This is a genomic window from Saprospiraceae bacterium (assembly GCA_016712145.1).
Taxonomy (GTDB): Bacteria; Bacteroidota; Bacteroidia; order Chitinophagales; family Saprospiraceae; genus Vicinibacter.
Window position 1 is genome coordinate 1,945,889 of the sequence record JADJRO010000001.1, and the last position, 24,705, is coordinate 1,970,593.

Here is a 24,705-nt window from a genome sequence, read left to right on the forward strand (position 1 = left end):
ATTTCTAATTTTTATACAGTCTTTTACCTGCTTAACAACGAATCAGCTTTATGGTTTATTAGCTTAATAGCTTTACTGCTAAATAGCTAAAAACAAAAGACTCCTATAGACTAAACAGCGCTTTACAGCTAAATAGCTACTATTTGGGAATTGATAAATCAGGACATCGCAGTTTACCAAAATAATAAACCAGATTGATTCCTAAAGATACAAAGGCATCTTTGTCTTTTGAATCTCCGCGTTGTGTGCCGCTCAAACCAATTTTAGAATTATCCACCGTGACTTCCGAACGATCTGCTAATTGCACTGCCACATCGCCCCGGTTATTTAAAAGTTCGATATAATCCGGATAAAAACCACTGACATCATCTAAGAAATCTGTTTTTGCTTTTCTATAAGCTAGTTCAACATTAATACTCCACGCCGCATTTAGGTCAAACTTGACACCTCCTCCCACCAACCAAGCGGTGCTAATTTCATTGTATTCTTGTCCGGGTAATTGGCCTTCCGTGCCTAAATTTCTGAGACTGTAGGTTTGTCCCTGGTAATTCGTCTTTGGACTAAAATAAAAAACGCTGAATCCGGCCATGAGGTAGGGTGTTAAATTATCATCCTTGGAGCCATGCTTTAAACTAAAAAAATTGAATTCCATACTTGGAGCGATTTCAATTACATTTGAAAAGAAACTTAGATTTCTTCTTAAATCAAAAGCATTGTTTGATTTCGAATCCTGAGCCCGAAGTCGTAAATAGTTTAATTGCAATTTGGTACAAATCCTTGTATTGTAATTGTAACGACCCATAATTCCACCAGCCAATCCGGGTTCATTGAGACGGTATAAATTATTTAAATCACCAAAATAGTTGGCGGAGCCGGCCCAAACCCCTGCTTCAAAGCCCTTTTGCGCATTTAGTACGAATGGAAGGGCAAGAATTATTAAATAAATTTTGTATTTAAAATGCATCCGGCTGAATTATCTACCAACAAACGATTTATTTTCAATCTTATTTTATCCGAGACCAGCTTGTGCGGAGATTTCCAGCATTCGATCAATGCTTTTGCGAGCTTCCCGGATTACATATTCTGATAATTGAACTTCAGGCAATTCATATTTCATACAAAGGTAGAGTTTCTCCAGAGAATTTCGTTTCATATGCGGACATTCATTGCAAGCACACAGATTGTTTGGAGGCGCTGGAATAAAAGTTTTGTTGGGGCATTTCAATTGCATTTGATGAAGAATGCCACTTTCGGTTGCAACAATAAATGAGTCGGATGCATTGGATTGAACAAATTTTAATAAGCCACTGGTTGATCCGATATAATCCGCCAAAGCAAGTACCGGTTCTTCACATTCAGGATGTGCAATGATTTTTGCTTCCGGATGTTTTATTTTAAGCTTGGTAATTTTCTCTCTTGAAAAAATTTCATGCACCATGCAGGCTCCATCCCATTTTACCATGTGTCTTCCGGTCACCTTTTCAATGTATGCAGCCAAATTTTTGTCTGGCGCAAAAATGATTCCGCGATCTTTAGGAATGCTATTTACTACATGGACTGCATTGCTAGATGTACAACAAATATCCGTAAGCGTTTTTAATTCAGCAGTACAATTAACATAACTCACGACAACATGATCCGGATATTGTTCCTTGAATTTAGCAAACACAGGAGCCGGACATGAGTCTGATAAAGAACAGCCCGCTTTTAAATCCGGTATGACCACTTTTTTTTGAGGAGATAAAATTTTAGCCGTTTCCGCCATAAAATGAACTCCGGCAAATGCGATCATGGCTGCAGGCGTTCGTGCTGCTTCCTGAGATAATTGTAAACTATCTCCAACAAAATCCGCAATATCCTGGATATCGGGATCTTGATAATAATGAGCTAATACGACTGCATTTTTTTCTTTCTTTAATTTATTAATCTCTGCAATTAAATCCAATTCAGGATCCACTTGAATATCAAGATATCCTTTGATAAAAAGATCAGCTTCTATTTGTAAGTTAGATTTAAATTCCATGGTTTGTATCAGGATTTAGATTCAACAAGGACTTTACCATTCATTTCAACTGGAATGGGCAAGGCCATAATTTTTAAAAGGGTTGGAGCTATGTCTGCAAGAATCCCATCATGAATTTTTAATGCCGTATTGTTGGAAACAAGAATACAAGGTACCGGATTTTTAGTATGGGCCGTATTCGGCGAACCATCTTCATTTATCATGTATTCTCCATTGCCATGATCTGCCAGAATAATAATTGCATAATCCTTCTTCAATGCAAGTGGAATAATTTTTTCTAAACAAGCATCCACTGTTTCTGCTGCTTTCATTTCAGCGGCAAAAACACCCGTATGCCCAACCATATCTGCATTTGCAAAATTCAAACAAATAAAGTCTGGCAATTCATCTGTTATGATTTGACTGGTTTTTTCTGCAAGTTCGAATGCACTCATTTCTGGTTTTAAATCATAGGTTGGAACTTTAGGTGAAGGAACTAAAATTCGTTTTTCTCCACTAAACGCTTTTTCACGGCCTCCTGAAAAGAAAAAACTGACATGGGGATATTTTTCAGTTTCTGCAATCCGTACCTGGGTACAACCATAACGTGAAAGCATTTCTCCAAGGGTATTTCGAACATCTGTTTTATCAAATAATACAGAGACCTTTTCAAAAGATTCATCGTATCGGGCCATGGTAACATAATGCAGCTGCAATTTTTTCATTTCGTACTCCTCAAAATCAGTTTGACTTAATACCTGAGTCAATTGCCTGAGCCGATCGGTCCGGAAATTGATACATAAGACAGCATCGCCATTTTTAATGCATCCATCCGGAGTATCTAGGATTCGAAAAGGTTCTATAAATTCATCTGTAATTCCTGCGGCATAGGATTGTTCAATTGCCTCTATTGCATTGTCAACTTTTGTTCCTTTGCCTAATACATACAGATCGTATGCTTTTCGAATGCGCTCCCAGCGCTTGTCCCGATCCATTGCAAAATATCGCCCAATCAAACTTGCAATTTTAGTTCGCTTGTCTTTGAGAAATTCCTGCATTTCAGTGACAAAATGCACGGCACTGTGTGGATCCGTATCCCGTCCATCTGAGATTATATGGAGATAAACCGGAACCCGGATATGCTGTTCTAACAAATCAATTAATCCAAAAAAGTGGCTAATGTGGCTATGAACTCCTCCATCGGACAACAGGCCAATCAGGTGACAGGGCTTTTGATTGGAATTGCAATACTCGATCAATTTGACAAATTCGGCATTGGTTTCAAGTTGACGGTCCTGGATGGCTTTGTTGATTTTTACTAAATCCTGATAGACGATTCTGCCTGCTCCTAGATTTATGTGGCCTACCTCTGAATTTCCCATTTGTCCGTCAGGCAATCCTACAAAAGCCCCATGGGTTAATAATTGAGCGTTCGGGTAGTTTTGGATCAATTGATCATAAAATGGCGTCTTGGCCTGTTGTATGGCATTTGATTCAGGCACTTTTCCAATTCCCCAACCATCGAGAATTACTAATAAACTTCGTTTAAACACAATATTCCAACAATTTTTTGGATTGCAAAGTTGCCTCCTTTTCAGCATTCTTTAAAAAACTATTCTGAATAAAAAAACAGCCGTTTTCATTCATTTAACTTAATTTTAAGGCAATTAAGGAACGCACCCCGGTCTAAATGGTACTAATAAATAAAAGATGATGAGAATCTTAAGAATCTGTGTATTTCTGTTTTTAAGTCAATTGGCCTTTGGTCAAAATATTAATGGCGTTTTTGAAGCAATTCGCAAGGTCGACCTGGTTGCCTTAAATGTATTATTTGACAATAAAATGGAATATTGTTATGACAATCAAATTGAATTTGTGGATAAAACCATCGCATTAAAAGCTCTTAAAGCTTTTTTAGAGCGAAATGCTCCAAAATCCATGACTCCAATGCATAAAGGAAATTCAAAAGGGGATGACTCCAATTTTGCAATTGCAATTATGGAATCCACCAATGGTAAAAAATTCCGGTTTTACATTTATGCAGAGACCATTCAGGGGAAAACCCTCGTACAGGAATTGCGAATTGATAAAGTTAATTAAGGAGAAGGCTAATTCTTTCTTACTAGAACACGCGAATGCAAATTGTTTTTCTAATTTTTAATGCTTGAGGTGTTTGAGCTGGATAATTTCTTTATCTGTTAAGTGACGAAATTTTCCGCGCGGTATATTCTTTTTGGTAAGTCCTGCAAAATAAACCCGATCTAATTTAATGGTTTCATAACCGAGGTGTTCAAATATGCGTCGAACGATTCGATTTTTACCGGAATGAATTTCAACACCAATTTCATTTTTTTTATCATTGGCGTATTCAATTCCATCCACTTCTGCAATGCCATCTTCTAATTTCACGCCCATTAATATTCTATCCATATCCGCTTTTGTTAAATTTTTATCCAACGTGGCGTGATAGATTTTTTTCATCTTATGTGATGGGTGGGATAATTTTTGTGCGAGATCGCCATCATTGGTCAACAACAATAAACCTGTTGTATTGCGGTCTAATCTTCCGACTGGATATACGCGATCCTTAATGTCTTGCTTGATCAAATCAAAGACCGTTTTGCGTCCGCGTTCATCGTTTAAAGTGGTAATGACATTCTTGGGTTTATTTAACAAGATGTAAAAAAGGGTTTGACTAAGTTTGATTAATTTATCCTCATAATACACCTTGTCTTTTTCCTGTAATTCATATGCCGGATTGGTTTGTACGGCATCGTTTACTTTGATTTTACCAGACTTAACCAATTCAGCCGCCTCCCGTCTCGAACAAATTCCACAATGAGCTACATATTTATTAAGTCTGAAAGGAAATTCGCGTTCAGCTTCAGGTTTTTTAATTTCTTTTTTAGAATGGAATTTCGTCTTCTTCATTCATTTTGGACTGTTTGATAATTACATTTGGAACGGTCGTGGAGCCAAATGGATCAAAGTTTTGTTTCAAAGGTACAAACTTTGCAAAGTGGTCAATAAACTTCATTCCAACCGTTCCGGTAGCACCGTTACGATGTTTTGCAATAATCAATTCGGTATAGCCTTTTGGCATTTCATAATTATTCTCTAATTCGTAGGTATCCGGACGGTAAATAAACATAACCATATCTGCGTCTTGCTCGATCGCACCCGATTCCCGAAGGTTTGATAATTGGGGTCTGCGATTTTCCCTGCTTTGTGTTTCAGCTGCACGGTTTAATTGTGACAGTGCAATTACCGGAATGTTGATTTCCTTTGCCAGACCTTTAAGCGCTCTGGAAATTGTAGCAATTTCTTGTTCCCTGTTTCCTTTTTTATCGTTGGATCCTGCGGTCATTAATTGCAAATAGTCAATGATGACTAAACCAATTTTATATTGTTGATGGAGTCTGCGGCATTTTGCACGCAACTCAAATACGTTTAAAGAAGGAGTATCATCAATGTAAATTTGTGATTCTCCCAGTTTATTGATCACTTGATTTAAACGGGTCCAATCGTCATCATCCAATTTTCCATTTCGCATCTTAGTACCTTCAATTTCTGCTTCCATAGAAATTAAACGGTTTACCAACTCGAGATTATTCATCTCCAAAGAAAACAAGGCCACCGGGGTATTGTAATCCATGGCAGCATTTCTACCCAGTGCCAGGGTAAAGGACGTTTTACCAACACCCGGACGAGCTGCTACGATGATTAAGTTTGATTTTTGCCAACCCGAGGTAATCGCATCCAATTCAGGAAATCCGCTTGGGATGCCTGATAAACCGGATTCATGATGCGACATGGTTTCCAGTCTTTTTTGTGCTTTTATAATGAGTGAACCCACCGATTCATATCCACGTCGGAGGTAATTGTCTGTTATGTCATATAAACTTTGTTCTGCAGAATCCAATAAGTCAAACACGTCTTTGGTATCTTCAAAACAATCCTGAATGGTTAGGGTCGAAATTTTAATCAACTCACGTTGAACAAATTTTTGGGCTACAATTTTTGCATGGTATTCCAGGTTGGCAGACGAAGCCACTTTATTTGCCAATTCAAGGACATAAGCTAATCCGCCTACTTCTTCCAAAATCTGAGACTTATGGAGGATTTCACGAATCGTCAGGGTATCAATCGGTTGATTGGATTGAAACAACTGAATCATGGCTTTATAAATCTTTTGATGGGCCGGTTTATAGAAACTATCCGCTTTCAAAATGTCCATTACAACTGAAATGGCATCTTTATCCAGCATAATAGCCCCCAAGATGGCTTCTTCCAATTCAACCGCCTGAGGTTGAATTTTTTCATAAGCCAGACTGCTCAGATCAGCTTGTCTGGGTTTAAAGCCCCCCCGTTGTATAGATAAAGTATCTTTAATGGATTCCGCCATAGTCAATAGCCCTGGTTCTTGTTGTAAACAGGCACAAATGTAAAATACAACAAATAATAAAAAATATTTATATGAAAACCGAAAATGTTTAAAACAGGCTAAAATCCTGTGGAAAAACTGTTGAAAACTAGTCCGGTTGAAACTTGCCTCTAATGTACATATTATAAATAAAATAAATATTATTTTATTTTGATGTGTCTGGTTTGGGAATCAGGGACTTATTAGTTAAAGCTGTAATATATCCGGAGCTAATTGGTAAAATAAAAAAAGCCCGGAAAGGCCGGGCTGTATAAAAAGGATGGATTCCTGTGTTAATAAAATTTGTAAAAAATTATTCATGCATTGCGACCGCCTTATTTTCCAATCTTACTCAGTTTTTGCTGCACGGCTTCAACTGCCTTGGTTTGATTAGCGATTTCTGATTTAGTCAGGTCCTGATTTTTTTCGTTGCTTATGATGTTAGCTTCTGCTTTCTTAATTCGTGCATTGGCTTCATCAATATCTTTGTGGTAACTTTTATTATCGGATAGCAGATCGCCCATTTTCTTGTTTAGTTTTTTAAGCTTGTCTTGCTCCTCCTCTAAATCCATGCGGGTTTTTTCTCGTTGGACTTCATAAGAAAATTCCTGCATAAATTCAAAACTCCTTTAAATTCCATAGGATTGTTCTCAGAATTTAAAAAACCATTTTTTAAATCAAAAAATGCAGTAATGCTATTGTCCTCAGTAGAAACATAAACATCCATGGCATTTGAGCCATGAATAGATTGAATCACAGCCCCTTCAATATATTCCTCCTTGGCCTTTTTATTTCGAGCCAACTTTCCATATCCTTTTGTGTACTTTTTCCAAACTTTGTCAATTAAATCTTCATCAGCATCCGGAATGGTTACACTCAAGCCATTTTGAATGCCTAAACTCATTTGAAGCTTATTTTCTCTGGGCTGGGCAAAAGAAAATACGTGTATCAGTAAACTGAAAAAAAAGCAAATTACAAATTGTTTCATAAAGCGGGTTTATTCTATTAATACACAAAATTGATACATTAAATTCCCAAATCAGTTAAAATTTTGGTAAACTATGCGTTTGGTGGTGGGTTAGGTTAGAGGCTAAAGGCTAGAGGCTAGAGGCTAAAGGCTAAAGGCTAGAGGCTAAAGGCTAGAGGCTAGAGGCTAAAGGCTAGAGGTGGACGTCCTCAAATAACTGGACACAAAGTTAAGTCTCTAGTCATAAAACATTATTTTTATGATTATGAAAACTCGAAGAAAATACGACAGGCAATTTAAACTTGAAGTTGTAAATAGGAGCCTGGAATGCAATAACATTGATAAATTAGGTGAAGAACTATCAATTCACCCTGATATGATTAGTAGATGGCGTCGTGAATTCCTCAAATCAGGTGAAAAACTAAGTTTTCCTGGAAATGGAAAAGAGGCATTGAGTCAAGAGGAACAAGAACTTAGGAGATTGCGTAAGGAATTGGCGGATTCTCGATTAGAGACCCAAATTTTAAGAAGGCTATCCACATCTTTTCCTTGGGAGACACAACCTCTATCAAATGATTCGAGATAATAAATGGGGAGTTAGTGTTGAAAAGATGTGCAATATATTTGGAATGGGTAGATCTTCCTACTATGCTTGGCTTAAACGAGTACCTGATTCAGGTTCGGAATTAGAAAGCAAGATTAGGACTATATTTTACAAAAGCAAATCTTCCTACGGAAGCCCACGAATCGTTGAGGAATTAAGAGATCAACATATTAAAACATCTAAATCCACAGTGGCACGGATCATGAACAAACTTAGATTGGTAGCAAAGCCTAAGAAAAAGTTTGTAGTAACAACTGATTCTAATCACGACAACCCAATCAGTGAAAATATCCTCAATCGAGAATTTTATGCAAGTAGGGTTAATCACAAATGGGTTAGTGACACCTATATTGCTACCAGACAAGGATGGTGTTATTTAACAGCCATCCTGGATTTGGCTGATCGAATGGTAGTTTCTTGGCATCTAAGCAACACATTAAATGCCGAACATACCATTGTAATAGCTATGAACAAAGCACTGGAAAAAATAGAATAGGCAAAGCTGATTTTTCACTCCGATCGTGGAATTCAATATAGTTGCTTGGTTTTGGCACCTTTTAAATAAAAATAAAAACATACAACAAAGCATGAGCAGAAAGGCAAACTGCTGGGACAATGCAGTAGCTGAAAGTTTTTTTAAAACTATTAAATCAGAATGCATTAAAAATCAGATATTTGAAGATATTTATGAAGCTAAAAAGCACATATTTGATTATATCGAAAGATGGTATAATACTCATAGAAAACACAGTTCAATTGGTTTTATGAGTCCTTTACAGAAAAATAAATTATTAACTAACAGACTAGATGTTTAGCTTTTTGTGTCCGGTTTTTTGAGCAATTCCAAGGTCCACATTCACTGACTACTGACTGTTAACTACTGACTACTGATTTTGGGGTTAGAGGCTGAGGAATAGTTGGTCGATGAAAGTTGAAAGTTGAAAGATGTAAATTTGGCTTACTAGTCATTTGGGACCTCTCCATTTCTTTGCGCCTTTGCGTCTCTGCGAGCATTTGATCGAATTGTAATGGAAAAAACCTCTTTACCTCCAGACGGCCAGACCTTCAGACGGTCAGACCTCCAGACGGCCAGACCTCCAGACGGCCAGACCTCCAGACGGCCAGACCACTATCCACCCAAATTATACTTCAAAATACAATAAATGGCCCTGAAACCGTCCTTCCAGTTAATTTTTTTCCCTTCAAGGTAGGTGCGACCGTAATATGAAATGCCGACTTCATAGATGCGAAGGCCTTTGATCCGTGCAATTTTAGCGGTAACTTCTGGTTCAAAACCAAAGCGCTTTTCTTTTAGAGTAAGTCCTTTCAGGATGTCTGCTTTGAATAATTTATAGCAGGTTTCCATATCGGTCAAATTGAGATTGGTAAAGACATTTGAAATAAAGGTTAAAAATTTATTTCCAATTGAATGCCAAAAGAATAAAATCCGGTGCGGATGTCCGCTCGTAAATCTTGACCCGTATACCACATCTGCATGTCCTTCTAAAATGGGTTTAAGCAAGTCGTTGTATTCCCTGGGATCATATTCTAAATCAGCATCCTGAATGATGATGTAATCTCCCGTTGCTTGTTGAATTCCGGTATGCAATGCAGCTCCTTTGCCTTTATTAATTTCATGGGCAACGTACTTTAAATTTTGAGTCGGATTGCTTTCCATATAAAATTTAAGCGCTGCTTCCGTATGATCAGTCGAACAATCATTTACTAAAATAATCTCTTTTTGAATGTTATTGCTCAATTTGACTTCTGCAATTGCATGCAATATCAAGTGAATGGTCCGCTCTTCATTATAAACTGGAATAACTATGGATAAGGTTTGCACGTTGGCTATTTTTATTAAAGATCGTTTAAACTATTTGAATGTCTGGCTGATAAATAATCAAAAATTGTATCCTAAGAATCAGAAGAACCCATTCGCATGCAATTGGTAAACTATTTAAAATTGCAAGTGATTTAATTCAAATAAAAAACCCTTCATGCACATGAAGGGTTTTTTATTTGAATTACATTTTAATCATCGCTTAATTGAAACTTCGTAATTGTCCAAATTGTCGTTTGCAGTAAACGTTAAATTGTCGATTGAAACAGCAAAATAGGCCGTACCGTTTTTAACAACAAAAAAATCTCCTTTTGCCAGGACTTTGGTATCAATGGATCCCACATCATTTGATCCATTATCAAATAAGTAAATGATATCTTCCTGGTAGGTAATTTCTGCAAAGCTCAATCCTGCACCTGGATTTTTAACAATCGATCCGTTTCGAGGCGTGAATTTTTTAACCCATAAAAAATTAGATTGTGGATCAACAACTCCGTAATCTCTGACATGGGCATTGGGATCGTTTCCTGAAACCACTTTTGCTGTAAATAAATCCAGACCTCCTTGTCTGGGTCCGGAAAAATTATATACAATCAATCCGCTGGCTTTTACTGAAGCCGGAATGGCCGTAAATATGACTGAAATGGATTTAACAGTTAAGCTGTCCTTGTCATCTGCGATGGTAAATTCATAGGTTATGGTATCTGGTTCTGTGGATGTTTTAAATTCATAGGTATTGCTAATCCCATCTTTGTCGGTGCCTATCAATAAGGCCGGATTGGCAGGAGCGTCCACTCCATTCACTTTAAATTCCAGAGGACCCAAAGAAATGCCATCTACCTTAATCTGAATGTATTTTAATTGCTGACTTCCTTTAACCGCTGACAGGCTCATTTTTATCGGAGTATAGATTGGAACTGAAATGTCACTTGAAATTAAGTCCGTTCCACTTGTAAAATTAATACCCGGATTTACATGGATTGGATCATCCTCTTTGCAAGAACTTATGGTAAATACAACTGCCAGAGCAAGCAAGAATAAATAATTAGAAAACTGCCTCATAATTATGGTTTTTTATTGTGAATGAATGATTTTGAAGGTAAATCGGATGCAAAATAAACAAAAATGCAATGCCCTTTGCCTTGGAAACCAAATTTTTTAATTCAAACTATTGACATAAAAAGCCTTGTTTGATCAAACTAGTTGATATTCTACCTATTGAATTACCTTGGCTAATATAGTTTCGAAACAAATTGATATTAATTTATAATCCTGTTAACTTAAGTTACATTTTGTAAATTTGTTAGCCACGAATGCACGAATGATTTTGAGTTAAAATGGTATTTGTTTAACTAGGTAACTTAGATATACTACAAATTAATATTCACTATTCATTCGTCCTTAATTCGTGCATTCGTGGCGATAAATAGAATTAATACCACGAATACATGATGAATAAATTTAAGTTAATTGAGAATACTAAAATTACTCTTTTTTGCCTAATTTAAATGGTATATATGTCTAGTAAAAAATCCAGAAGCTTGTTATAATATTTATTTATCCTCTCAATTCCCTACGCAAAACTTTTCCAATATTTGTCTTAGGTAATGATTCCCGAAATTCAATGGCTTTTGGAAGTTTATAATTTGTAAAATTTTCACGGCAATACCGTTCAACTTCTTCTTCATCAAGGCTTTTGTCTCGTTTTACAATAAAGACTTTGACTACCTCCCCCGATTTCTCATCTGGAATACCAATAGCAGCAACTTCAAGCACTTTCGGATGTCGGGATAAAACTTCCTCAATTTCAGCCGGGAATACATTAAAGCCTGAAACAATGATCATGTCTTTTTTGCGATCCACAATTCTAAAATAGCCATCGGCATCCATGGAGCCTATATCTCCGGTACATAACCACCCATCAATAATGGTTTTAGCAGTTTCGTCCGGTCGATCCAAATAACCCAGCATGACTTGTGGTCCCCGCACTTGAATTTCTCCAATTTCTCCAAATCCACACACCCTGCCTGATTCATCTACAATCCTGACATCCGTGGAGGGTACCGGCAATCCAATCGATCCCGGTTTGCCATTCCCATCAATGGGATTCAGACTTACCACGGGCGAAGCTTCCGTCATGCCATACCCTTCACTCAAACCGCATCCTGTTAAAGCCTTCCAACGTTCCGCTACACTGGATTGCAAAGCCATGCCTCCGGCAACCGTGACTTTCAGCGAACTAAAATTGATCTTGCCAAAGTCCGGATGATTCATGAGGGCATTGTACAAGGTGTTGACCCCAGTCATCAAGCTGATTGGATGCTGCCTAAAAGCCTTGATAATCGAACCAAGATCCCGGGCATTCAGAATCAAGACAGTGTTAGCCCCAATGGTCATCATGGCCATCAAATTAACCGCAAAAGCAAAAATATGATACATAGGGAGTGGGGATAAAGTCGTTTCCTTGCCATCCTTCAGATAATAGCAAATGACTGCCCGGATTTGCTCGATATTGGACAATAAATTATGATGGGTCAGCATGGCTCCTTTACTGACTCCGGTAGTACCTCCTGTATATTGTAAAATGGCGATGTCGTCTGGTTTTACGGTAAATGCTTTGATGGATTGTCTGGCTCCTTGTCTTAAAGCAGTAGAAAAATTGACCGTATTGTGCAGCTTAAAGCGCGGAACCATCCGCTTGATGTATTTTACTGTAAAGTCTATGATGCTTCCTTTCAGTCCGCCCATCAATTCACCTATTGTGGTAGTAATAATGACTTCAATCGCAGTTTTAGATAGTATTTTTTCCAAATTGGATGCAAAATTTTCGACAATCACAATGGCTTTGACCTTGGAATTGACAAACACAAATTCCATTTCCCGAGGAGTGTACAATGGATTGGTATTTACGATTACAACCCCGGCCCGTATGGCACCTAAAATGGCAATCGGATATTGAAATAAATTGGGCATCATCAAGGCCATCCGATCTCCGGGTTTTAGTCCACGATACTGCAAATACGCTGCAAATGCATTTGACTTGTCATCCAATTCCTTATACGTCATGGATTGACCCATAATCGTAAAAGCCTTAAGGGGAGCAAATTTGACAAGGCATTCTGCTACAAATTCTCGTAAAGAGGGGTATAAATCCGTTTTCACATTAGCTGGAATGCCGGCAGGATAATTTTTAAGCCAGGGCCTTAAGTCGGACATGCTGTTAATATTTTTTGTGAAAGTAATGGAAACTGATGAAAATTAGCTTACCCGGTTGAAATCATGTATTTGAGTCTAAATTATCAGCTTAATCAGGCGGATTTTCAAAAAAACATTAGAGCCATTCCTCAAAAAAGTATTAATTTCGCCCCGCTAAAAAATTATTTCTTAACCTTTTAAAAATTCCAAAATGTTGGACGAAACAAATTTAATTCCTGACAATGATCCCGAAATCAAGGACGACGAGCTCCTTCAAGCCCCTAAAAAAGAAGAAGCTGTAGTCAATTTGCTGGAGGAAGTTATTGATTTGGAAACCCTCGTTGAAACCGATGATTTTTCCGGTGCGCACGACGAGTTCGACTGGTCTATCAGTAACAAAAATACCCTGAACTACTCACCTGAAGATCAGGAAAAATACATTAAAGACTACGATAAAACCTTCCGTACCATCATCGATGGTCAGGTACTTCAGGCCCGTGTGGCGGGAACTACTGGAAACAGCGTAATCCTTGATATTGACTATAAATCAGACGGACTGGTTGCGAAAACCGAATTCCGTGACCTGGATCCAAAAACAGGGGATCATATTGAAATTTATGTAGAAAAAACAGAAGACGAAAAAGGACACCTGGTCCTCAGCCGTAAAAAAGCAAAATTGCTTCGCGCCTGGGAAAATCTGGTGGATTCTTACAAAAACGGAACCATTATCAAAGGTTCGGTTATCAGTAAAACCAAAGGCGGTCTGATTGTAGATTGTAACGGTTTGGAAACCTTCCTTCCTGGTTCGCAAATTGACATTAAACCCATTACGGACTACGATGCATATGTCGGTAAAGTCATGGAGTTTAAAGTGGTAAAAATCAATGAAACCATTAAAAATGCAGTGGTTTCTCACAAAGCCCTTATTGAAGGTGACTTACAAGAACAAAGAGAACAAATCATTTCCGGTCTTGAAAAAGGCCAGGTATTGGAAGGTACAGTTAAAAACATCACCGATTTTGGAGCATTCCTGGATCTGGGTGGTGTCGATGGCTTATTATACATTACCGATATTTCATGGGGTCGTATCAACCATCCAAATGAAGTTTTAGAGAAAAATCAGAAAATCAATGTGGTGGTATTGGACTTCGATGAGAATAAAAAACGAATTTCTCTGGGTCTGAAACAATTACAACCACACCCATGGGAAGTAATGCCTGCCGATATCGTTGAAGGTTCTACTGTTAAAGGTAAAATCGTCAATATCGAAGATTACGGCGCATTCCTTGAGATTCAACCAGGTGTTGAAGGGCTTATCCACGTTTCTGAAGTAAACTGGAACAGCCAACCGGTACATGCGAAGGATTTCTTCTTTTTAGGCCAAGAGTTTGAAGCTAAAGTAGTTACCCTGGATCGCGAAGAGCGTAAAATGTCGCTTAGCTTAAAACAATTGACTGAAGATCCTTGGACTACCATCCAACAAAGATTTCCGGCAGGTTCCCGTCACTCTGGTGTGGTTAAAAACCTGACACCATACGGTGTTTTCGTAGAAATGTCTGAAGGAATTGGTGGTATGGTCCATATTTCAGATTTATCCTGGACTAAACGTTTTAACCATCCATCAGAATACACCCGCGTTGGAAACAATCTGGATGTTATGATCATGGAAATTGATGCGGAAAGTCGCAAATTGTCTTTAGGTCATAAGCAATTGGAAGAAAATCCATGGGATACCTTTGAAAATGTATTCCCAGTTGGATCTTACCATGAAGCGACCGTACTTAAAAAGACGATCGGGGTTATACGGTTCAGTTACCATATGGTTTGGAAGCTTATGCTCCAGCTAAACACATGAAGAAAGAAAACAATCTTCAGGCAAACGTAGAAGAAATTCTTACTGTAAAAGTGATTGAATTTAACCGCGACGATAAGAAAATCATGGTTTCACATGCTAAATATCTGGAAGATGTTAAAAAAGAAGCTGATGACAATGTGAAGAAAGAGAAAGACGTCGAAACCGTAAAAGTTAAAAAGGCGGTTGAAAAGCAACAATCAAAAATTGAAGCGACTACCCTGGGTGAAATTGAAGGCTTTAGTGCACTGAAAGAACAGTTTCAGGAAAATGCAAAAGCTAAATTAGCAGCAGCGAGTCCGCTAGCAAATAATGCAGAGCAAAAAGTTGAACCTGTAACTGAATCTGTAGTTGAAGCAACAGCGGAAGCAGTGGTTGAAACGCCAGCCCCTGTTGCTGAAACCGAAGCTCCCGCTGTAGAAGTTTCTGAAGAAATCAAGAAACCTACAAAAGCTTCTAAAGGAGATGATTTAAAACTTATTGAAGGAATTGGACCAAAAATTGCTGAATTGTTGATTGCAGATGGCATCAGTAATTTCAGAGAATTGGCAGATGCTCCAGTTGATCGGATTAAGGAGATCCTTGAAAAAGCAGGTGCGCGTTACAAAATGCACGATCCAACCAGCTGGCCTCAACAAGCTGGACTCGCAGCAGATGGAAAAATGGATGAATTGAAAGTCCTCCAAGACCATCTGAAAGCTGGAAAAGCAGAATAGGATTCATTCGAAATTTAATAAAAAGCCTCTGATTAAGCCCAGAGGCTTTTTTGTTTAACTATTATTATAAAAAGTTTAAACAAAATGCCGAAAGTTGTGGTTTACCTTTAGTTATGCCTGAAACGAAAAACATTGCCGTAATTGGTGCCGGTATTTCCGGAATGGCAGCTGCTATTCAATTGGCAGCTAAGGGCATGCAGGTAAGCATTTATGAAAAGAATGCTTCTTTTGGAGGAAGGGGTCAGGCATTTCAAAAAGAGGGTTTCTTTTTTGATATGGGACCCAGCTGGTATTGGATGCCCGATGTGTTTGAAGATTTTTTTAATGAGTTTGGGAAAAGCTGTGCAGATTACTTTCAATTGGTTCGCCTGGATCCCTCATATCAAATCTTATTTGAAAACGAACCAGTTGTTGTTCCGGCACAGGTAGAAGAAACCTATGCCTTGTTTGAATCCATTGAACCGGGAAGCTCCATTTTCTTGCGAAAATTTTTAGACCAGGCCCGAATTAAATATGAAACCGGCATGAAGGATTTTGTAAGAAAACCTTCCTTACACTGGCATGAATTTTTTGAATTGCGCTTGTTGAAAGCTGCATTTCAAATTGAATTATTTAAATCATTTGAAAAAAGTATTTTTAAGAATATCAAGGATTACCGATTGCGGCAGCTATTGTGTTTTCCTGTGTTGTTTTTAGGCGCTAAGCCTTCTGATACACCGGCATTGTACAGTTTAATGAATTATGCGGATTTGGTATTAGGAACTTGGTATCCTATAGGGGGTATGCATAAATTATTTGAAGCCTTGTATCAATTAGCTCTGGAGAAAGGGGTTCAGTTTCACTTTAATACTGCCATCGAAAAAATAAATATCGAACGAGGAAGAACCGTTGGTATTCAAATTCAAAATCAATCAATTTCCTGTGATGCTATTTTATCTGCTGCAGATTATCATCATACAGAATCCGCATTAATTGATCCGGCCTACCGTCAATATTCCGATGCCTATTGGGAATCCAGAAAAATGTCTCCTTCCGCTTTAATATTTTATTTGGGTGTATCAAAAAAACTGGATCAACTCTTACATCATAATTTATTTTTTAAATCAGATTTTAATCAACACGCCGCAAACATTTACGATCATCCAGCCTGGCCGGAAAATCCGTTGTTTTATGTTTGCGTACCAAGTAAAACAGATGCTGGTGTCGCTCCCACAGGGATGGAAAATCTATTCATTTTAATTCCATTGGCAGCCGGGCTTCAGGATTCTAAAACCGAGCAAGATTCCTTGTTTTCATTTGCAATTGACCATCTTGAAAAACATACAGGTCAGTCTATTCGGGATTATATTGTTGTCAATGAACGAATGTCTGTAGCAGATTTTTATACTGCATACAATAGTTTCAAAGGAAATGCGTATGGATTATCCAATGCCCTTTTGCAAACCGCTGTTTTAAAACCACGCATTCGTTCGAAAAAAGTTAAAGGGCTCTATTATGCCGGACAACTGAGTCATCCCGGTCCTGGTTTACCTCCCTGTTTAATTTCAGGTCAGATAAGTGCCTTACAATTACTAAAAGATCTTAAGTTATGAGTTCAATTCAAATGTATCAGGATTTTAGCCGTCACTGCAGTAAAGAGATAACACATCGTTACAGCAGTTCCTTTTCTTTGGGCATCCGGATGTTTGCAAAGCCTTATCGAAGTCCGATATGTGCTATTTATGGATTTGTAAGATTGGCCGATGAAATTGTTGATACCTTTTATAAAACGGATCAGGATTTTTTATTGAAACAATTTCGGGAAGAAACTAAAAATGCCATTCAATATCAAATTAGTTTAAATCCAATTTTACAAAGCTTTCAGGAAATTGTAAACAAGTACCAAATTCCAATGCATTTAATCGATGCTTTTTTAGACAGCATGGAAATGGATTTGCATAAAAAAACATTTTCAAGAGAAGAATTAAAAATATATGTCTATGGATCAGCTGAAGTGGTTGGATTGATGTGTTTATGCATATTTGTAAATGGCAACACGGCGCACTATGAAAAACTTAAAACCTATGCAAGCAGCTTAGGTTCTGCATTTCAAAAAATAAATTTTTTAAGAGATATCAAATCGGATTTTGAGGAGCGGGGACGCGTTTATTTCCCAGATTTACAATTACCAAATTTTAGTCATTCTGACAAACGAGCGATTGAACAAGAAATTGAAGACGAATTTAAAGAAGGTTTAAAAGGCATTCGTCTGTTACCTACTCCAGTCAGGCTTGGTGTGTATTTAGCGTATACTTATTATTGGCGATTGTTTTTAAAAATTCAACACGCAAAACCGGAACAATTACTTAAAAAAAGATTTCGAATTCCGAATTTTCAGAAACTCATGTTGTTGAGTACATCCTTTGTAAAGGTTCGATTGAATTTAAATTTCTAGCCTGGATCTAAAATTGGTATCCATCTTTTAAGAATAAAGCATTTTCGAACCCTTTTTTTAGATCCCATTAATTGTTGTTCTTAAACTTAATTACTTTTACAGGATGGATTCCAAACGTATTGAAGAAATTTGTTGCAAAGCAGTGGGCATTGTCAAAGATGCAGCTTTATTTATTAAAGCGGAATTAGGCCAGGTACAAGATGATCAAATCCTTGAAAAAGAAAAACACAGTTTAGTATCCTACGTCGATATTGAAACAGAAAAAAAACTGGTTACACAACTTCGATTACTGCTTCCAGAAGCTGATTACATCACGGAAGAAAACACAACAGATTCCTTGCCACCCGGAGAATTAAAATGGATCATTGATCCATTGGACGGGACTACTAATTTTTTAAAGGGAATTCCAATTTTTTCTATCAGCTTGGCTTTGGTCAAAGGAGAAGAAATTTTAATTGGCATTGTCCATGATATTATGCAAGATGCATGTTTCTACAGTTGGTTGAATGGTGGCGCGTATTGCAATGGAAAAAAAATTCAAGTAAGTGATGTTAAGCAATTAGAAGAAGCGGTCATTGCAACCGGTTTTCCATACCAACGAAAATGGATGGATAATTTGGCTCAAATTCTCATAACCATATTAAATAAATCAAGAGGTGTGAGGCGTTTGGGATCTGCTGCCATTGACTTGGCTTACACAGCATGTGGCCGGTTTGATGGGTATTACGAAACCCGATTAAATTCCTGGGATATGGCTGCCGGCATCTTATTAATTCGGGAAGCTGGTGGTAGGGTCACTAATTTTGAAGACCATCCGGAAGGCATTTTAAAATCACACCATATTTTAGCCAGCAATGGCAAAATTCACGATGAATTAGCTGTTTTAACTAAAAATGCAATTCTCGGACAATAAACCGATTTGGTCGAGCGCAATGTATCGGTGATCGAAATCCTGGCAAGTCTAGGCCTTGTCTTGTATCTTTGAATACCGGATGAATTACTTCGAAATTTTTTTACTAGCCTGGTCCAATGTTCGCGCCAATTTATTGCGTTCTATTTTGACCTTGGTGATTATAGCACTCGGGATCATGGCCTTGGTGGGTATACTTACTTCCATTGACAGTATGATATACAGCATGAGCAGTAATTTTTCATCATTGGGTGCCAATAGTTTTAATATTTCAAGAAAATCCACTGAGTTTCGCAGGCATGGCCGAAACAATAATTACAAAGAATCTCCACCATTTACATTTCAGCAAGTCACCGATTTTAAAGATCGGTTTTCTGATCGCGCGACCGTGACCATTTCATTTAATGGAAGCTCAAACGCTGTAGCACAATATCTCGATAAAAAAACAAATCCGACAACGCGAATTAAAGGAATTGATGAAAATTTCTTTAAGGTCAATGGATATGAAATTGAAAGCGGCAGAAATTTCTCAAGTCATGAATTGGAAGATGGAAATCCCAAAGCAATTATTGGAGCCGAATTGGTTAAACGTCTGTTTGATGAAGTACCAGAAAAGGCAATTAATAAAACCATCTTGATCAACGGACAACATTTTCAAATCGTAGGCGTACTAAAATCAAAAGGTGCCAGTATGAATGAGGGTGCAGACCGGAGAATTTTTATTCCATTGCTTCGTGCAAAAATGAATTATGCCAATGCCTTTTCAAATTACAACATGGATGTGGCCGTTTCCAATCAGTTGGATATGGATAATATCATTTCTCAGGCCATTGGAATTTTACGTGTCATTCGAGAATTAAAAGCTTACCAGGATAATAATTTTGAAATCATCAAAAGCGATGGCATTGTTGAATTTTTAAAAGACAATACCGTCAAACTTCGAGGCGCTGCCATTGCCATTGGATTGATGACCTTACTAGGTGCCGCTATCGGACTAATGAACATCATGTTGGTTTCCGTAACAGAGCGGACCCGTGAAATTGGTATTGCAAAAGCATTGGGTGCAACCCGTCAAAATATCATTTATCAGTTTTTAACCGAAGCCATTATTATTTGCCAATTGGGTGGTATTCTGGGAATCTTACTTGGAATTCCGGTAGGCAATATTGTATCCATCATTATTGGGGGCGACTTTTTAATCCCTTGGGCCTGGATTATTTTAGGTTTAGTGGTTTGTATGATTGTTGGCATCTTATCCGGAATTTATCCTGCATTAAAAGCAGCCGGATTGGATCCGGTTGAAGCTTTGAGATATGAGTAATTGTAATTCTGCAAAATTTCAATGCTACAATGCTGAAATTTTAGTCTTTAGAAAAGAAGTTTATAGTCTGAAGGAAATGCTGCAATGCTGCAATTTCAGTCTTTAGAAAAGAAGTCTTTAGTCTGTAGGAAATGCTGAAATGTTTATTAATAGCTGGACGTAAGTTGAACCTACGTCCATATTTCCATCGAAGTATTATTAATTTTAGAATTCAATAATAAATGTAACAACTAGTTACCGAAGGCGTCCCCGCCGAGGTTAGAGGATATTTGCTATTGTGAATCATGCAGAAGTCTTTAGAATGGAAGAATCCATGTAATAAAATAAGGCTTAGTTTAGGGTTGAAAATTCTCAATTTAATAATCAACTTAAAACCAAGCCTATGACAAATTTACAAGTAAAAGCGGACTTTACTGGCCGCATTATGTTTATCGGTATCGACATACATTTAAAAAATTGGCATGTTTCATTATATTATGAGCAGAAACTTATAAAGAGTTTCCGGCAAGAAGGATGTCCAAAGACGTTGTCAAATTATTTAAATGAGCATTATCCAGGTGCGAAATATGTATGTGCATATGAATCCGGATTTAGTGGATTTTGGGCACAGCGTCAATTGGAGCAGTTAGGAATTGAGTGTATTGTGGTTCATGCAGCAGATGTACCCCAGACGAACAAAGGAAAGCATTTTAAAACAGACAAAATGGACTCCAAAAGGATTGGAGCTGCATTGGGAAGCGGTATGTTGCGAGGTATATACATTCCCGAAGCAGAAGCAGAATCAGACCGTCAATTAGTTCGATGTAATGTAAAATTGGGAAATGATGTTACAGCATGTAAGCATCGCATCAAGAGTATGTTATACCAACTTGGAATATCAATACCACAACAATATAATAATGGAAACTGGAGTAATAAATTTATGACATGGTTAAAGGATCTTCGCTTTGAAAATGAATCAACCAGACTAGCTTTAGACCTATACTTTCAAACCTTACTTAACTTGCGACAAGAAAAGCTAAATGCTTTGCGACAGATTCGGAGGCTACAGAACAAGGATCGGTATTCAAAATTATTTAAGTTATTAACGAGTATTCCAGGCATAGGGCCAATGACAGCAATTACTTTGCTAACTGAAATTGTGGACATGAAACGATTTAACAATTTTGATGAATTAAATAGTTTTATAGGATTTTGTCCAAATGAATATTCCAGCGGAGACAAAGAACGCAAAGGAAGAATGTCTTTTAGACAGCACAAAAGACTCCGCTCATTGCTAATTGAGAATGCCTGGATAGCCATTCGTAATGACCCCGCTCTGCTGTTATATTATAGTGAAACTAAAGCTAAATTGGGAGAAAAGAGGGCTATTGTAAAAATTGCACGAAAATTAGTATCCAGAATCAGAATGGTTTGGAATAACGAAAAACCATATGAGATAGGTGTTGTGGCCACCAATAAAATCAAAAAACAAAATCAAATTAAACAGTAAAAAATAAATCTTAGCTTTACCATCCCAGAAATGAATAAAAGTTAAAAAATGGTAAGACCGCTCACTATAGACTGTAGTTTAACCTACGCAATGAAGATTGCGGCTTACCATTCTTTACATAACTAATTAAGATTCTTGTAGCGAAGAGAGATTTTCGACTACTAATAGGAGTTTGATGAGTAAAGAAAAGATTATTTGAAGAGACAACAAAAATCCAAAGGAAGTGGAATGGTTAATTTATGCCATTCTACTTTCAAAGGAATTTATTAGAAAACAAGGGAATTGGCAACCTCCTGCATATTTTATTCATAGGAGTCTATAGGGAAATGCTACAATCTTGCAATGCTGGAATGGATTAAATTTTAAATGTTTTAATTGAATGTAACAACTAGTTACCGAAGGCGTCCCCGCCGAGGTTAGAGGATATTTGCTATTGTGAATCATGCAGGAGAGTCTTTGGAATGGAAGTCTATAGGGAAATGCTACAATCTTGCAATGCTGCAATTCTATAAATCTGAAATACTTGCCTGACTGATTCTAATCCAACTCTTATAATTGAAAATTAATCTTCAATTGGTCGGTCAGGTTATTCTAAATGTATTTTAATAATAAATTTTTTTGCATTCATTAATTTAATCGGTTGCTACACATTACAATTTATTCCATAGATATAACATTATACAATTTTAACATTATTACATTGCAGTATTGCAGCATTTTAGCATTGATCATTTATTGTTTCCAAAAAGCATTTAATCGTTGTTGTGCATTCTCACGAACGTTCATGTAAAAAATATTGAAATCTCCTCTGTGAAAATTTGAAAAGGGGTACAAGAAACTTCCTTTAAATTTTGGTTTATCAACCCATAAGATCGTTTTGAAAATTTCTGCTCCGGACAATCCTGGGACCGGTGCTTCTTGAATATTGTCAATGACAGAGCCTTTGTTTTTTGATTTATCAGAGTAAACGCCTCTTTGTGTAGTCCAATCCAATGGATTGGTTATGACGATGGATTCTTTTTCAGTTTCAAGAAATTTGGGTTCGTGTCCAATTTTATAAGTTCTCCAACTGCAAATACATCCGGTTTCATTTGAGTCTTCGCATGGTTTTAAAAATTTATACAAGTCTGTCGGAATTGGAAATCCTACTGCATAACATACAACTAATTTTCTTCTGAGAATATTATTGTCAAAATAATCTTGCATCAAATGAATCAGATGTCTTGCTCCCTGGCTGTGTCCTGCAAGTATGATCGGCCTTCCGTTATTGTAGTGTTCCAGATAATATTCAAATGCTTGTTTTATATCGTTATAAGCTAAATCCAATGCTTTTTTTGAAGAGCTTGTGTCTTTGGAAAAAAAAGCATATAAATGTGCCTGACGGTATCGAGGGGCATATATTTTTCCAACATTGTTAAACAAACTTGCCTGATATAAAATACTTCCCAAATCGGTTTTTTTATTAATTTTTTCGTCGTTCAGAGCTGCATTCCAGGTATTGTGCTTTTTACCGTCCAGATAACTGGTGGGATGTAAAAAGAACACATCAGCCTGACTGAGGAGTTGGTCGTCCCTCAAACCTTCTGGCGTTGAATCGGCCGGATCGGTTTTTTGAGGTAAAGCCGCCCAGGATTCAGGTTTGGAATAATCCGGAGCTGCGGGTATGGGAATTTGCTCAAATACCTTTTTAGGCCGAAGGCTACCACAACTGATAAAAACTAAGGCTGTGAGTGCCAGGAATTCAATTCTAATTTTCATAAACTGATGCTAACATAGTAAATACGAACTGAAATGGGATATTGTTTTCAAAATTGACCAATACTCTGTATTATTTTTGTGGACGATGCTTGAGAAAAAAGATTTATTGAATGTTCCTAAGGATAAATTGTTTGAAGAACTTTTAACACAGGGTTGGGAAAAATACCGTTTAAAACAATTGGACGAATGGCTTTGGAAACATGCAATCCGCGACATTCAGGCCATGAGCAATTTATCGAAAACGCAAAGGGCTTATCTCGACGAACATTTTTATATACCTGCCCTGATTGAAAGTAAAATTCAAACCAGATTAGATGGAACGATGAAATTCCGTTTTAAACTCTTTGATGGACCATTTATTGAATCAGTTTTGATTCCAGTGCCTGAAGGAAATCGATTTACAGTGTGTGTTTCCTCTCAGGCTGGATGCAGCCTTTCCTGTACATTTTGTGCTACCGGACAAATGGGTTTAATCCGACAACTGACAGCCTCAGAAATTTTTGACCAGTATATTTTGGTTAATAAAAAATGCATCGAAGTATACGGCAAACCGCTTAGTAATATCGTATATATGGGAATGGGAGAGCCCTTGCTCAATTATAAAAATGTAATACAAAGCATTGAAAAATTGACTTCTCCGGATGGACCCATGCTCTCCTCAAAACGGATTACTATATCCACAGCGGGCATAGCTAAAATGATTAAAAAATTGGCAGATGATGGATTGAAAGTGAATCTCGCACTATCCTTGCATGCTGGAGATGATCTTAAACGAAATAAAATGATGGCTATTAATGAAACAAATAATTTGGCCAGTCTGATTGAATCGTTGAAATACTTTTATAAAAAAACCGGTAATCGCATCAGTTATGAATACATAGCTTTTGATGGTTTTAATGACCAAATATCGGATGCTAAAAACTTGATCCGCTTGTGCAGTCAATTTCCAGTGAGAGTCAATATCATTGAATATAACCAAGTGCCGGGTATGGACTTTACCAAATCCACTGAGGATCAAATCAATCGATTTGCTCAAGAAGTTCGGAAACATGGTATCATGATTACGGTTCGAAGAAGCAGAGGAAAGCCATCGATGCAGCCTGCGGACAGTTGGCCAATCAGGAGGCTTAATTTGTTAATAATTTGTAAATATATAATCCTAAAACAACAATATTGTAAAGTTTACTTTAT

At 37.3% G+C, this 24,705-nt stretch carries 20 protein-coding genes and 2 pseudogenes; 11 read left to right on the forward strand and 11 right to left on the reverse strand.

Annotation, left to right across the window (positions count from 1 at the left end; all coding sequences use genetic code 11):
- Positions 1-139: 139 nt before the first annotated feature.
- The 3 genes from IPK91_08230 to IPK91_08240 are packed head-to-tail and all read right to left on the reverse strand — an operon-like array spanning position 140 to position 3,603.
- Positions 140-964: an outer membrane beta-barrel protein gene (locus tag IPK91_08230; protein ID MBK8297247.1), complete on the reverse strand. Its 825-nt coding sequence runs from the start codon at positions 962-964 to the stop codon at positions 140-142.
- A 45-nt stretch (positions 965-1,009) separates the two neighbouring features.
- Positions 1,010-2,023, reverse strand: coding sequence for a quinolinate synthase NadA (gene nadA, locus IPK91_08235; protein MBK8297248.1), 1,014 nt, complete (start codon positions 2,021-2,023; stop codon positions 1,010-1,012).
- 8 nt (positions 2,024-2,031) lie between these two features.
- Positions 2,032-3,603 (reverse strand): 2,3-bisphosphoglycerate-independent phosphoglycerate mutase, encoded by a 1,572-nt coding sequence (locus IPK91_08240; GenBank protein ID MBK8297249.1) that lies wholly within the window; start codon positions 3,601-3,603, stop codon positions 2,032-2,034.
- A 109-nt stretch (positions 3,604-3,712) separates the two neighbouring features.
- Here IPK91_08240 and IPK91_08245 point away from each other — a divergent pair, with 109 nt between their 5' ends.
- Entirely contained in the window at positions 3,713-4,102 is a 390-nt protein-coding gene (locus IPK91_08245) for a DUF4783 domain-containing protein (GenBank protein MBK8297250.1), read from the forward strand.
- Between the two features lie 57 nt (positions 4,103-4,159).
- Here IPK91_08245 and IPK91_08250 read toward each other — a convergent pair whose 3' ends face one another.
- The 4 genes from IPK91_08250 to IPK91_08265 form a co-directional block, all read right to left on the reverse strand.
- Positions 4,160-4,933 (reverse strand): rRNA pseudouridine synthase, encoded by a 774-nt coding sequence (locus IPK91_08250; protein MBK8297251.1) that lies wholly within the window; start codon positions 4,931-4,933, stop codon positions 4,160-4,162.
- Positions 4,908-6,407: a replicative DNA helicase gene (gene dnaB / locus IPK91_08255; GenBank protein ID MBK8297252.1), complete on the reverse strand. Its 1,500-nt coding sequence runs from the start codon at positions 6,405-6,407 to the stop codon at positions 4,908-4,910. Before dnaB ends, IPK91_08250 begins: the two co-directional genes overlap by 26 nt.
- Before the next feature lie 353 nt (positions 6,408-6,760).
- The gene (locus tag IPK91_08260; GenBank protein MBK8297253.1) at positions 6,761-6,997 is read right to left on the reverse strand and encodes a hypothetical protein; all 237 of its coding nucleotides are present in this window, start codon (positions 6,995-6,997) and stop codon (positions 6,761-6,763) included.
- On the reverse strand, positions 6,988-7,413 hold the full coding sequence (locus IPK91_08265) for a hypothetical protein (GenBank protein ID MBK8297254.1): 426 nt from the start codon (positions 7,411-7,413) through the stop codon (positions 6,988-6,990). The genes IPK91_08260 and IPK91_08265 overlap by 10 nt, the downstream gene beginning before the upstream one ends.
- 244 nt (positions 7,414-7,657) lie before the next feature.
- Here IPK91_08265 and IPK91_08270 point away from each other — a divergent pair, with 244 nt between their 5' ends.
- From IPK91_08270 to IPK91_08280, 3 genes are read left to right on the forward strand one after another with little or no spacing between them, the layout of a single operon-like run.
- A complete protein-coding gene (locus IPK91_08270) occupies positions 7,658-7,978 on the forward strand; it encodes a transposase (GenBank protein MBK8297255.1) in 321 nt (106 codons plus the stop codon).
- Positions 7,965-8,492: an IS3 family transposase gene (locus IPK91_08275; GenBank protein MBK8297256.1), complete on the forward strand. Its 528-nt coding sequence runs from the start codon at positions 7,965-7,967 to the stop codon at positions 8,490-8,492. The genes IPK91_08270 and IPK91_08275 overlap by 14 nt, the downstream gene beginning before the upstream one ends.
- A 25-nt stretch (positions 8,493-8,517) precedes the next feature.
- The gene (locus IPK91_08280) at positions 8,518-8,811 is read left to right on the forward strand and encodes a transposase (protein MBK8297257.1); all 294 of its coding nucleotides are present in this window, start codon (positions 8,518-8,520) and stop codon (positions 8,809-8,811) included.
- A gap of 314 nt (positions 8,812-9,125) precedes the next feature.
- Here the strand turns inward: IPK91_08280 and IPK91_08285 are convergent, their stop codons facing one another.
- From IPK91_08285 to IPK91_08295, 3 genes are all read right to left on the reverse strand, one after another.
- A complete protein-coding gene (locus IPK91_08285) occupies positions 9,126-9,839 on the reverse strand; it encodes a glycosyltransferase family 2 protein (GenBank protein ID MBK8297258.1) in 714 nt (237 codons plus the stop codon).
- A 192-nt stretch (positions 9,840-10,031) separates the two neighbouring features.
- The gene (locus tag IPK91_08290) at positions 10,032-10,898 is read right to left on the reverse strand and encodes a hypothetical protein (GenBank protein MBK8297259.1); all 867 of its coding nucleotides are present in this window, start codon (positions 10,896-10,898) and stop codon (positions 10,032-10,034) included.
- A 495-nt stretch (positions 10,899-11,393) separates the two neighbouring features.
- Positions 11,394-13,052 (reverse strand): AMP-binding protein, encoded by a 1,659-nt coding sequence (locus IPK91_08295; protein MBK8297260.1) that lies wholly within the window; start codon positions 13,050-13,052, stop codon positions 11,394-11,396.
- A 190-nt stretch (positions 13,053-13,242) separates the two neighbouring features.
- Between IPK91_08295 and rpsA the strand changes: the two are divergent.
- From rpsA to IPK91_08325, 6 genes and pseudogenes are all read left to right on the forward strand, one after another.
- Positions 13,243-15,152, forward strand: a pseudogene (rpsA, locus tag IPK91_08300) (30S ribosomal protein S1).
- Positions 15,153-15,712: 560 nt separating this feature from the next.
- Complete coding sequence (gene crtI, locus IPK91_08305) at positions 15,713-17,191, forward strand: phytoene desaturase (protein MBK8297261.1); 1,479 nt, start codon at positions 15,713-15,715, stop codon at positions 17,189-17,191.
- A complete protein-coding gene (locus tag IPK91_08310; protein MBK8297262.1) occupies positions 17,188-18,033 on the forward strand; it encodes a phytoene/squalene synthase family protein in 846 nt (281 codons plus the stop codon). Before crtI ends, IPK91_08310 begins: the two co-directional genes overlap by 4 nt.
- A gap of 103 nt (positions 18,034-18,136) precedes the next feature.
- Positions 18,137-18,946 (forward strand): inositol monophosphatase, encoded by an 810-nt coding sequence (locus tag IPK91_08315; protein ID MBK8297263.1) that lies wholly within the window; start codon positions 18,137-18,139, stop codon positions 18,944-18,946.
- A 79-nt stretch (positions 18,947-19,025) separates the two neighbouring features.
- Positions 19,026-20,264 carry an ABC transporter permease gene (locus tag IPK91_08320; protein ID MBK8297264.1) on the forward strand — a complete coding sequence of 413 codons (1,239 nt, stop codon included), beginning with the start codon at positions 19,026-19,028 and terminating at the stop codon, positions 20,262-20,264.
- Positions 20,265-20,646: 382 nt separating this feature from the next.
- Positions 20,647-21,756 carry an IS110 family transposase gene (locus IPK91_08325; protein ID MBK8297265.1) on the forward strand — a complete coding sequence of 370 codons (1,110 nt, stop codon included), beginning with the start codon at positions 20,647-20,649 and terminating at the stop codon, positions 21,754-21,756.
- Positions 21,757-22,488: 732 nt separating this feature from the next.
- Here IPK91_08325 and IPK91_08330 read toward each other — a convergent pair.
- Positions 22,489-23,514, reverse strand: coding sequence for a DUF3089 domain-containing protein (locus IPK91_08330; GenBank protein MBK8297266.1), 1,026 nt, complete (start codon positions 23,512-23,514; stop codon positions 22,489-22,491).
- A gap of 85 nt (positions 23,515-23,599) precedes the next feature.
- On the opposite strand from IPK91_08330, the pseudogene rlmN reads away from it, so the two are divergent.
- Positions 23,600-24,645, forward strand: a pseudogene (gene rlmN, locus IPK91_08335) (23S rRNA (adenine(2503)-C(2))-methyltransferase RlmN).
- Positions 24,646-24,705: the final 60 nt, after the last annotated feature.